This is a genomic window from Desulfosediminicola flagellatus (assembly GCF_005116655.2).
GTDB classification, from domain to species: domain Bacteria; phylum Desulfobacterota; class Desulfobulbia; order Desulfobulbales; family Desulfocapsaceae; genus Desulfopila; species Desulfopila flagellata.
In genome coordinates, this window is sequence record NZ_CP050698.1 from 3,741,630 (window position 1) to 3,754,975 (window position 13,346).

Sequence of the window (13,346 nt, forward strand, 5' to 3'; positions counted from 1 at the left end):
AGGACTATATGTATATCGGCAGAATAATGCACACTGACCTGGTAACGGTATCCCCCGAAACCAGCCTGGTTGACGCCCGTGACACACTTGAGAAAAAGAACATTGAACACCTGTTGGTGGTTAACGAGAAAGGCAAGCTCGTAGGCCTGGTATCTGATCGGGATCTCAAACAACACTGGGCCTCTCCGGCAACCTCACTTTCCACCCATGAACTTAACTATTTACTACAAAAAGTTCTGGTTAAAATGATCATGGTTAAAACTGTCGTCACAGTCCCCGTAGATACTACCATTGAAAGAGCTGCCTTTGTTATGCAGCAGCACAACATCAGCTCACTTCCGGTAATGGAAAATGACGACCTGGTAGGAATCATCACCAGTACAGACGTCATGAGCGTGTTGCTTGATGCTATCGGAATCAGCGATGACTCAATGCGCCTCGGTGTGTTTGTTAAAGATAGCATTGGTGTAATGGCACAGGTTGCTGCAATCTTAAAGGACGAAAAAATCAACATCCAGAGTTTGCTCACCTGGCCGGAGAAAAAGCATCCTGGAATTTCCCAGTTGGTTATGCGTGTTGCTTCCCAGGATGGTATAAAAGCAATCAATGCTCTTCAGGAAAAAGGGTTTAAGGTTAAGAGCGGCTACGCTAAAGACATCACCCCATATCTCCCATAATAGCTGCAGTATCTTCAATCGCCATCATAGCAGTCCGTCAGCTTTCGGGCTGCTATGATCTTTATTTACAATTTCCCTGCCTTTTCAACTCCGATTACTGAGCAAAAATATTTTTTTGCACTTAAAACTCCCATTCCTCAATTTCCTCGTTGTGTTTCCCGCTGTAAAACCTTATCAAACAATTGCTTTAATATAGACATGTAGCTCATTAGGATAAGGATTGAAAACGTGAGTGAAAAACGATAGGATCAACAGGCCGTATTGTATTACAATATTGCAGCGAAAAGTCGGCTTGCTCAAACATAGAGCCTTTATATTGCACCATTACATCCTGGTATCACGTGGAAAATACAAACGCATATTTCGTACAGTGGTTTCGAAAGGTTTCTCCGTATATTCATGCTCATCGAGGCAAAACCTTTGTGATCCTTATTCCGGGTGAATGCCTGGCCCAACCTGATTTCATCAACATAGTAAGTGATATAGCTATATTGCAGGCATTGGGTGTCAAGGTAGTAGTTGTGCATGGGGCACGGCTGCAGATCGATGAAGAGCTCAGCCAGGCGGGTTTTAGTTCCAGCTTCCACAACGGTGTTCGCATAACAGAAAGAGATCACCTTAGCTTTATCCTGAAAGCTGTCGGTATCGCACGCTGGAGACTCGAAGCCCTCTTCTCAAGCGGTCTGCCGAACTCACCAATGTACGGAGCAAAACTGAAAATCAGAAGTGGCAATCTCATTACAGCAATGCCACAAGGCATTCTTGACGGTATTGACCACCAGATGACAGGCAAAGTACGTAGTGTGGATGTACAGACAATAAAAAACATCCTCAACGATAACGCACTGGCACTGCTCTCTCCACTTGGTTATTCAATTACCGGTGAAGTATTTAACCTCTCGTTTGCTGATGTTGGTATTAGTGTTGCGGTCGCTCTTCAAGCTGACAAAGCACTTATTTATAATGATGACGGCCCTATCTATGACAAATCAGGCACACTTTTTCGGCAACTTACTCTGGCACAATGTGAGACATTTTTAACCGAAGAAACAGAACATGCCCCATCCAACTCTTATTTTTCTCTCAGGGCCGGATACAAAGCCTGTAAAAAAGGAGTACCACGCTCTCATATAATTTCTTCAAGCGAAGACGGTACTCTCTTGAACGAACTGTTTACCAGAGATGGATCCGGAACAATGGTATACAGGGATAGCTACGAAACCACCCGCCCTGCCCGACTGCAGGATGTGGCCGGTATACTCAACCTGATATCTCCTCTTGAAGAGAAAGGTATTTTGGTAAAACGCTCCCGCGAATTGCTTGAAAATGAGATCGACTATTTCACGGTTCTTGAAAAAGACGGCCTTGTTATAGGTTGTGCAGCACTCTATCCGTTTGCAGGCACTCCAGCTGGCGAACTTGCCTGTGTCGCCGTAATGAAAGAGTACCAGAAAGGTGGTCGTGCGCGAAAACTATTGAATTATGTAGAGGAGCAGGCAGGTAAACTTGGTCTCGAAGCCATCTATGTGCTGACAACCAGAACTTCTCATTGGTTTATTGAACAGGGTTTTGAAGAGTCTACGGTCGAAGAACTCCCTGCTTCCCGTAAAGCTCTGTACAATTTTCAGCGCAATTCAAAAGTTTTGGTGAAAAACATTTAGGTGAAACAAAATACCATCGATGCATCAGGTAATTACACCCTTCTTCAAAGCTCTATCTTCGATGGTATTTACTCAATTTTCTCTGTATAATTCCCTTTTTCTCTCCTCCAACCAAATCTCCAAATTCAAATTCGTAACAGCAACCACAATACAGTAATTGTCTAATTTTTGCAGATAGTTAAAAAACCTACCCTAAAATGCACATTTTTTTATCCTGCATTGTTAGGGTGTTACACAATCTTCTCTATAGAATAAAAATAATTAGTACTAAAGTACAATTACTATCACTTGGAGGCAGCTATATCTTTATATGAAGGTTACAGAATAACACCGTCATATGGAGACAAACATGGCTAGCGAAAATACCCCGAGCACCACCTCTACTAACCAGCCAATCGGTTCAGCACTTATTGTTTACGGATCTGTTAAAGCCGAATCCCAGGAAGGCACTACCAGAACCATACAGCCCAACAGCCAGATTTTTGCAAACGACAGAGTGATCACCGGCAATAACGGTATGGTCTCAATCGTGTTCAATGACGCAGCCAAGACCCAGCTTGATCTGGGTAGAATGTCTGATGTGCTCATCGATGAAGAGGTATTTCAACCCTACGCACCTGAAGATCTCAGCGAAGCTGCAGCAGAAGTTCAGGACATCCAGGAAGCTCTGATCGCTGGTGAATTTGATCCGACCGTCGAACTTGAAGCTCCGGCAGCCGGTGCTCCTGCAGCTGGTGCAGTCGCTGATGCAGGCGGTGGTAGTTCTTTCGTCAAATTTGACCTTACCGCTGAAGAAGTAACCCCTGAATCAGGAGCGGAAACTACTGGAATCGATTACAACTTTCTCCAAAGCGAACCAGATGTTCTTGAACCAATTCCGGAAATACCAGTTGCGCCTGTAACTACAGTAGCAGCTGCAACTTTTGCCGCACCAGTACCAGCGGACACTCCAATTATTCCCCCACCACCGCCGCCACCTACACCTTTTACACCAACACCGATTGCACGTGTTGTGGAAGAAGAAGCCATTGAATATGAAACCCAACTAGCCGACGCTGCCTTCCCACTCTTTTTATGGTTTTCTTCGGACGGTAATCCTGACGACATAAAAGCTCCTGACACATCAACCCCTGAGGATATTCCTGAGGACCCATTCCAGCCAGACTCAGAAATCCTCACCGGAACATTAGCTGGAGCATTGACAAGTGGGCCGGCAACCTTCTCACTTATATCAACAGCCAACCTTCCTACACTCTGGTCACAAGGTCAGGAAGTAGAATATTATCTTGATCCCAATGGGCAATTCATAATAGCCGGTATTGGTATTACAGGTGGTGGTGATTTCCCAGAAATAGAAAGACCAGTATTCAGTCTCGAAGTAACCGCAGATGGAGAGTATAGATACATTCAATATGATCAGCTTGACCATACGCCCAATGATCTCTCGAACAACCCGGCACCAGACGAAAACATTGAGCTACAGTCTGGCTTGAATCAGCTTTCATCAGTAAATGGTTTAGACTTCTCAGGTTCCCTTCAAGCAGTACAAGGCGGAGTCCCAACTACCTTCCCTGACGGACTGTTCGTTTTCACTGTTGTCGATGATATCCCTATCGCTATTGACCCAGGCGAAAATGCCATATTCGAAACCGTACTCGAAGACGGCTTAAACCAGCAGGTTGTTCCAGATTTAAATGAAGGTGATGTATTTCTGCAAAATCCTGATTCATCTCTTGGCAACAGAGAAAGCGGTGAAGGTATAGACTCAGATGAGGCATCAGGTAATATCTATAGCCAGAACTCAATTGCAAACCTATTTAAGGTTGGCGCAGACGAATTTCCTAATTTCCAAAGTGAAGGACCTAGCCCGGAAGCTCTCTATGGTATCACAACCGATATCAATTTACTCAACGGCTTGCCTACCCTGTTCTCACACGATACTCAGATCCAATACTCGTCAGATGGACAGACACTTACTGCAACAGCTGGTGATACTGTAATTTTTACATTTAGAATCGATCCAAACACGGGTACGTGGCGATTCGACCTCGAGGACCAACTCGACCATGTAGCAGGAAATGGTGAAAACCTTGACCTTAAAACTAGTATTGATGACTCCACTCCATCGATCTCAGGAATCGATTTTTCTTCAATCCTAACCGCTGCGGATTACGATAATGACAAAATTACCGGCGCGGCACCAGGTTCCTTTATTATCGCAATTCAAGATGATATTCCTGTAGCAATTAACCAACCAACCGCTATTGAAGCACAGGTCGAAGAAGATGGCATGTCACTTGTTGCCGGTGATCTCTCTGAAGGCAACAAGGATGCCGGCGATTCTAACACTGATGACGAAGATGCTGGATCAGGCGCTACTTCCGTGGCTACACTCTTCTCAATAGGTGCAGATGAAGACCTCGCCCCAACCGCAACTCCGATTGTCAACTACGGTTTTGTTAGCGACGTATCAGGGCTTGATAGCCTTGGCCTCACTTCAAAAGGCGAGGCAGTTACTTTCACCTCTGACGGCCAAACCCTTACCGGTTCTGCTGGCGGACGTGAGATTCTCACTGTTGAGATTAAGGCAGCGACAGGAAACTGGGAAGTTGATCTAAAGGATCAGTTCGACCACGTCGGACCACAGGAACCTGGCGTAGAAAACTCCGATTTAATAAGCAGTTCCGGCCCACTCAGTTCCATCGATCTCTCAAGCTATCTTACCGCTACTGACTTTGATGGTGACACCGTAGCTGGTGCGGCACAGGGAAGCTTCACTCTCACCATTGAAGATGACATTCCTAAAGCTGTCACCCAACCTACAGCAATCGCTGCCAGCGTTGAGGAAGACGGAATGTCACTTGGTACCGGAGATCTTTCTGAAGGTAACAAGGATGCTGGTGATTCAAACACTGATGACGAAGATGCTGGATCTGGTGCTACTTCTGTGGCTACACTCTTTACCGTTGGTGCAGATGAAGATTTTGATCCGGCTGCCACAGCGGTAGTTAATTACGGCTTTGCTACTGACGTATCAGGTCTGGATAGTCTTGGTCTTACCTCAAAAGGTGAGGCAGTTACTTTCACCTCTGATGGCCAGACCCTTACCGGTTCTGCCGGAGGACGTGAAATTCTCACTGTCGAAATTAAGGCAGCAACAGGTAACTGGGAAGTTGACCTGAAAGATCAGTTTGACCATGTCGGACCACAGGAACCTGGCGTAGAAAACTCCGATTTAGTAAGCAGTTCCGGCCCACTGAGTGCCATCGATCTCTCAAGCTATCTCACCGCTACTGACTTTGATGGTGACACCGTAACTGGTGCAGCCCAGGGAAGCTTCACTCTCGCCATTGAAGATGATATCCCTAAAGCTGTCACCCAACCTACAGCAATCGCTGCCAGCGTTGAGGAAGACGGGATGTCACTTGGTACCGGAGATCTTTCTGAAGGTAACAAGGATGCTGGTGATTCAAACACTGATGACGAAGATGCAGGATCTGGTGCTACTTCTGTAGCTACACTCTTTACCATTGGTGCCGATGAAGACTTCGATCCGGCTGCCACACCGGTAGTTAGCTATGGCTTTGCTACTGACGTATCCGGACTGGATAGCCTTGGCCTCACCTCAAAAGGTGAAGCGGTCACCTTCACATCTGATGGCCAGACCCTTTCCGGTTCTGCCGGAGGACGTGAGATTCTGACTGTCGAAATTAAGGCAGCGACAGGTAACTGGGAAGTTGACCTGAAAGATCAGTTCGACCACGTCGGACCACAGGAACCTGGCGTAGAAAACTCGGATTTAGTAAGCAGTTCCGGCCCACTCAGCTCCATCGATCTCTCAAGCTATCTCACCGCTACTGACTTTGATGGTGACACCGTAACTGGTGCAGCCCAGGGAAGCTTCACTCTCGCCATTGAAGATGATATCCCTAAAGCTGTCACCCAACCTACAGCAATCGCTGCCAGCGTTGAGGAAGACGGGATGTCACTTGGTACCGGAGATCTTTCTGAAGGTAACAAGGATGCTGGTGATTCAAACACTGATGACGAAGATGCAATATCTGGTGCTACTTCTGTAGCTACACTCTTTACCATTGGTGCCGATGAAGACTTCGATCCGGCTGCCACACCGGTAGTTAGCTATGGCTTTGCTACTGACGTATCCGGACTGGATAGCCTTGGCCTCACCTCAAAAGGTGAAGCGGTCACCTTCACATCTGATGGCCAGACCCTTTCCGGTTCTGCCGGAGGACGTGAGATTCTGACTGTCGAAATTAAGGCAGCGACAGGTAACTGGGAAGTTGACCTGAAAGATCAGTTTGACCACGTCGGACCACAGGAACCTGGCGTAGAAAACTCTGATTTAGTAAGCAGTTCAGGCCCACTGAGTGCCATCGACCTCTCAAGCTATCTTACCGCTACTGACTTTGATGGTGACACCGTAACTGGTGCAGCCCAGGGAAGCTTCACTCTAGCCATTGAAGATGATATCCCTAAAGCTGTCACCCAACCTACGGCAATCGCTGCCAGCGTTGAGGAAGACGGTATGTCACTTGGTACCGGAGATCTTTCTGAAGGTAACAAGGATGCTGGTGATTCAAACACTGATGACGAAGATGCTGGATCTGGTGCCACTTCTGTGGCTACACTCTTTACCGTTGGTGCCGATGAAGACTTCGATCCGGCTGCCACACCGGTAGTTAGCTATGGCTTTGCTACTGATGTATCTGGTCTGGATAGCCTTGGCCTCACTTCAAAAGGCGAGGCAGTTACTTTCACCTCTGACGGCCAAACTCTCACCGGTTCAGCTGGCGGACGTGAGATTCTGACTGTTGAAATTAAGGCAGCAACAGGAAACTGGGAAGTTGACCTGAAAGATCAGTTCGACCACGTCGGACCACAGGAACCTGGCGCAGAAAACTCCGATTTAATAAGCAGTTCCGGTCCACTGAGTGCCATTGATCTCTCAAGCTATCTCACCGCTACTGACTTTGATGGTGACACCGTAACTGGTGCGGCACAGGGAAGCTTCACTCTCGCCATTGAAGATGATATCCCTAAAGCTGTCAGCCAACCTACTGCAATCGCTGCCAGCGTTGAGGAAGACGGTATGTCACTTGGTACCGGAGATCTTTCTGAAGGTAACAAGGATGCCAGCGATTCAAACACTGATGACGAAGATGCTGGATCTGGTGCCACTTCTGTGGCTACACTCTTTACCATTGGTGCCGATGAAGATTTTGATCCGGCTGCCACACCGGTAGTTAGTTACGGCTTTGCTACTGACGTATCAGGTCTGGATAGTCTTGGTCTTACCTCAAAAGGTGAGGCAGTTACTTTCACCTCTGATGGCCAGACCCTTACCGGTTCTGCCGGAGGACGTGAAATTCTCACTGTCGAAATAAAAGCAGCAACCGGTAACTGGGAAGTTGACCTGAAAGATCAGTTTGACCATGTCGGACCACAGGAACCTGGCGTAGAAAACTCCGATTTAATAAGCAGTTCCGGCCCACTCAGTTCCATCGATCTCTCAAGCTATCTCACCGCTACTGACTTTGATGGCGACACCGTAACTGGTGCGGCACAGGGAAGCTTCACTCTCGCCATTGAAGATGATATCCCTAAAGCTGTCACCCAACCTACAGCAATCGCTGCCAGCGTTGAGGAAGACGGAATGTCACTTGGTACCGGAGATCTTTCTGAAGGTAACAAGGATGCCGGCGATTCAAACACTGATGACGAAGATGCTGGATCTGGTGCTACTTCTGTGGCTACACTCTTTACCATTGGTGCCGATGAAGACTTTGATCCGGCTGCCACACCAGTAGTTAGCTACGGCTTTGCTACTGACGTATCTGGTCTGGATAGTCTTGGCCTCACTTCTAAAGGAGAGGCGGTCACATTCACATCTGATGGCCAGACCCTTTCCGGTTCTGCTGGCGGACGTGAGATTCTCACTGTCGAAATTAAGGCAGCGACAGGTAACTGGGAAGTTGACCTGAAAGATCAGTTTGACCACGTCGGACCACAGGAACCTGGCGTAGAAAACTCTGATTTAGTAAGCAGTTCAGGCCCACTGAGTGCCATCGACCTCTCAAGCTATCTTACCGCTACTGACTTTGATGGTGACACCGTAACTGGTGCAGCCCAGGGAAGCTTCACTCTTGCCATTGAAGATGATATCCCTAAAGCTGTCACCCAACCTACGGCAATCGCTGCCAGCGTTGAGGAAGACGGCATGTCACTTGGTACCGGAGATCTTTCTGAAGGTAACAAGGATGCCGGCGATTCAAGCACTGATGACGAAGATGCTGGATCTGGTGCCACTTCTGTAGCTACACTCTTTACCGTTGGTGCAGATGAAGACTTTGATCCGGCTGCCACGCCAGTAGTTAGCTATGGCTTTGCTACTGACGTATCAGGTCTGGATAGTCTTGGCCTCACTTCTAAAGGAGAGGCAGTTACTTTCACTTCTGACGGCCAAACCCTTACTGGTTCTGCCGGAGGACGTGAGATTCTGACCGTTGAAATTAAGGCAGCAACAGGAAACTGGGAAGTTGACCTGAAAGATCAGTTTGACCACGTCGGACCACAGGAACCTGGCGTAGAAAACTCTGATTTAGTAAGCAGTTCCGGTCCACTGAGTGCCATCGATCTCTCAAGCTATCTTACCGCTACTGACTTTGATGGTGACACCGTAACTGGTGCGGCACAGGGAAGCTTCACTCTCACCATTGAAGATGACATTCCTAAAGCTGTCAGCCAACCTACTGCTATTACTGCCAGCGTTGAGGAAGACGGGATGTCACTTGGTACCGGCGATCTCTCTGAAGGTAACAAGGATGCCGGAGATTCAAACACTGATGACGAAGATGCTGGATCCGGTGCTACTTCTGTGGCTACACTCTTTACCGTTGGTGCAGATGAAGACTTTGATCCGGCTGCCACACCGGTAGTTAGTTACGGCTTTGCTACTGACGTATCAGGTCTGGATAGTCTTGGCCTCACTTCTAAAGGAGAGGCGGTCACATTCACATCTGATGGCCAGACCCTTACCGGTTCTGCAGGAGGACGTGAGATTCTGACCGTAGAGATCAAGTCTGCAACAGGTAACTGGGAAGTTGATCTAAAGGATCAGTTCGACCACATCGGACCACAGGAACCTGGCGTAGAAAACTCCGATTTAATAAGCAGTTCCGGTCCACTGAGTGCCATTGATCTCTCAAGCTATCTCACCGCTACTGACTTTGATGGTGACACCGTAACTGGCGCGGCCCAGGGAAGCTTCGCCCTCACCATTGAAGATGATATTCCTAAATTTAACGGAGAACTTCTCAATCATCAGGTCGAGGAAGAAGGACTTCATAACTTCGATTCCGCTTACACAGGTCCTGGTGTTGAAGGCTCGGAAGGAAATGAAGATGAAACAGGAGCAACCGAATTCGATGGCGATCCAAACCTGACAACTGCAACTGGTTCACTCTCGACAATTATTACCTCCGGAGCTGATGAAGATCTGACATACAGCTTCGTAGATGATGTTCAGGATGCCTTGGCAGATGCCAACCCAGGCCTGACTTCAAATGGCGCAACTGTAACGTATAGTGTCGATAACAATACCAACACATTAATTGCTGAGGCTGAAGGACGAACGGTATTCACCTTGAATCTTGATGAAGATACCGGCGACTACGATTTCGAGCTGCTCGACCAACTCGATCATGATCCTCCTGCCCCGGGCACTGCAGTGGAAAACAGTTTGACCCTCAACCTCGGAGCATCCATTCAGGCTGAAGATGCTGACGGCGACACTGTAAATTTTGGTTCAGTTCCGGTCGGCGATCAGACACAGGATGGGCTGAGCATTGAAGTTGCTGACGACATTCCTGAGGCAGTTGAAACACAGGTGGTACCAGGTAATATGAACCTTGTACTTATTCTTGATAATTCAGGAAGTATGTACAGCAATGAGATCAACTGGCAGGGAAGTACAACTCCACGGATTGACGCAATGCAGGCATCAGTAGTGGCCTTGCTTACAGGGCTTGCGGCAGACGGTGTTGCCGGCTCAACATATAAGGTGCACCTGGTTGAATACAATACGGACTCATCCTCTCTCGGCACCTTCACCATAACAGGTGGCGATACAAGTTCTGCTCAGGCAGCAATCGACGCTGTAAATGGTATGGTTCAACCTGATCCCCTTTCTGGTGATCAATTTACGAACTACGAAGCAGGCTACCAGCAAGCATTGGATTGGATTAATAATGGCGATCCGTTAACAGATGCTGATGTGACTGGAGCTCTCGTGAATGAAGTTCTCTTTATTTCTGATGGAGACCCAAACAGATGGAACGACCCTGATTATGATGAGCCTGGTGGACCAGTAGTACAAGGCTCCGGGGGTGGTTTTAATACAGATGCACTCAATCAGGTTACAGGTAGCGATGGTTCTAATGAAGTTGAAGATCTAGGTGACTGGGCTGACAATGTAAGAGCCATTGGAATTCAGGTAACAGACAATCAGGACGACAGACTGGATACTCTGGACCTGACCGGCGATGCATTGAACATCACCTCCGGTGATCAGCTCCTGGCAATTCTGCCTCAGTTACTTGAACTGCCTCTGCCAATTATCACAGCTTCTGTTGAAGAAGATGATTTAACAGTTGATGGTGATAATGTTCTCGACCCTGATAGCAGCACAGGAATCAATGAGGATGGTTCAACAAATGCTGACGAAGACTTTGGTTCATCAGTTTCCACTGATGCCACAAACATTTCAAACCTCTTTACTGCAGGAGCAGATGAAGATTTATCATTCAAGCTCTCCGATAATATCGGCGGAATCCCTACGCTCTACTCTAATGGCGAAGCGTTAACCTATGATGTGGTGGGGAATGTTCTTACAGGTACGGCAGGTGGTGAAACGATTTTCACATTTACAGTCAATACTGACGGATCGTGGATATTCGACCTTGATGGTCAACTCGATCATGTTGCTGGTGATGGTGAGAATTATGACCTGAGAACAGGTGACGGCACAGCTGAGGTTGGAGGAATAGACCTCTCATCAATCATTATTGCCACAGATGCAGACGGTGATGAGGTATTGGCTGATACAGGTGCCTTTGTGGTGATGATTCAGGATGATGTTCCTGTTGTCGGTACGCCTCAGGACAGCTTGCTTGCTATCGAACAAGGCAACAGCCTGACTGCCAGTCTTGATATTGTTGGCTCAGGCGCAGATGATCCTTTGAGTATTTCTTTAATGCTTGTTGAGGGGGAAGATGTCCTATCTATTGGAGGTTCACATTTCACCGGCGGTGGAGATCCTCTTTTCTGGCTTGATAATGGTGATGGCAGTTGGTCTGCTGTATCCAAAGACGGTTCCGGCAATCTCGATTCAGCTTCAAAGTTTTTTACTGTTAGTGTAGATGAAGCGGCGGGAACCTATACAGTCACTCAGGATGGAGACCTCGATGGAGCAAGTTCTGTCAAGACAATCGACTTCTCAGATGCTTTAAATGGTGGCAACACCTATGAAGCAGTATTTGGTAGTGGTGGTACCAGCTCAACGGTAGGCGATGTAACAACCTACTCCAACGGTGTCTTTGTCTGGGCCAGAGCTTCTCAGAACCTTTCCGACCCTTTTGGCTGGGATGGATCCTCTGATAGCTGGACCAACGATTCAGAAACTGTAAACTATGCCAATCAGGGGGTAGGTGTTGGTGGAGGTAGCATGATAAACGGTGTTACTACCGGAGGCGATCGTGCTTCTGATATCCTGTCATTCAAATTTTTCTCTGAAGTCGAGGTGGACAATAGCGGAAACAATCAGGAATCTGTAAGGCTTAACCAAACCAATTCTTCAGTCCTTGACCTTAGCGCTGTCACATTAGTTCTTGACCATTTAGGTACTGCTGAAAAAGCATTTTATACTCTTTGGAATGACGGCAAACAGGTGAGTGGAGAGGTTTCTATATCAAACTCCGCTTCAAGTAACAAAGGAGGAAACAGCTCGGATGATTTCATTCTCAGCATCGATGGCTCTTCTTTAAATACTGGTGAAACAGTCTTTGATGAAATTCGACTTGAAGCTGGCACAGTTGCTGGGAAGGGAGCACCAAACAGCTCCGATTTCCGAATCCAGTCTGCAGAGATAGAGATATTCCAGGAAGGTGTCGATGAATCGATCCTGATCCCTGTTGAGATTGCAGATGCCGACGGAGATGTTATCGAAACTGATTTCAGCGTCACCTTTGACGGCAATACTACGTTGAATGCTGAAGATGCCGACGCTGCCGATGGAGATGTTTCTACTTCCGGAATGGTAATTTCAGGTAGCAGCAACAGTGAAACCATTACAGGAACAGACTACGATGACACTATAGATGGTGGAGCTGGTGAAGACAATATCGCTGGTGGAGATGGAGCCGACACAATCTATGGTGGTGCAGGCAATGACTTCCTGGCCGGTGGGGAAGGCAATGACTACCTGGTCGGTGATATTGACGACGACCTCATCTTTGGAGGTGAAGGCGATGACGAGCTGCTGGGTGGAGCAGGCGAAGATCAGATTATAGGTGGTGAAGGTTCGGATATTATCGACGGTGGTGATGGTGATGATATCCTCGTCGGTGACGATGTTGAATTTGGCGCGACTCCGGACGACACTGTTATTGTTGAGGATGAAGCTGCAGATACTATAGTCGGTGGAGATGATATCGATACAGGCGGTGATGTGGCTGCAACAAATCCTGTAAATGATGACACTTTGGATACTGAAGCAACCATGGATGATACTGATATCGATAACCTGGTGCCACCTCCAGATCCAAGCGTAGTATAAACGACAAACCCATGAACTGCCTCACTGCTTACAGCTGGGGGGCAGTTCTTAAAATGCAATCATTGTAGACATAAAAAAACTCCAGTTCCTGCTACACAGGGCTGGAGTTTTTTTATGTCTGCAAATTGACCAGGATGTATTACAACACATCTCTCG

Annotated in this window: 3 protein-coding genes; all 3 read left to right on the forward strand. The window is 47.4% G+C overall.

The window, feature by feature from the left end; genetic code table 11:
- The first annotated feature begins 8 nt into the window (after window positions 1-8).
- Window positions 9-677, forward strand: a complete 669-nt coding sequence (locus FCL46_RS15465) for a CBS and ACT domain-containing protein (protein ID WP_136806724.1) — start codon at window positions 9-11, stop codon at window positions 675-677.
- A gap of 341 nt (window positions 678-1,018) precedes the next feature.
- Window positions 1,019-2,338, forward strand: coding sequence for an amino-acid N-acetyltransferase (gene argA / locus FCL46_RS15470; RefSeq protein WP_136806723.1), 1,320 nt, complete (start codon window positions 1,019-1,021; stop codon window positions 2,336-2,338).
- A 349-nt stretch (window positions 2,339-2,687) separates the two neighbouring features.
- On the forward strand, window positions 2,688-13,190 hold the full coding sequence (locus FCL46_RS15475; RefSeq protein ID WP_167505829.1) for a retention module-containing protein: 10,503 nt from the start codon (window positions 2,688-2,690) through the stop codon (window positions 13,188-13,190).
- Window positions 13,191-13,346: the final 156 nt, after the last annotated feature.

Bases quoted from the DNA above. Each gene is read 5' to 3' on its own strand.
- FCL46_RS15465 (WP_136806724.1), top strand. From the start codon at position 9: ATGTATATCGGCAGAATAATGCACACTGACCTGGTAACGGTATCCCCC.
- FCL46_RS15475 (WP_167505829.1), top strand. From the start codon at position 2,688: ATGGCTAGCGAAAATACCCCGAGCACCACCTCTACTAACCAGCCAATC.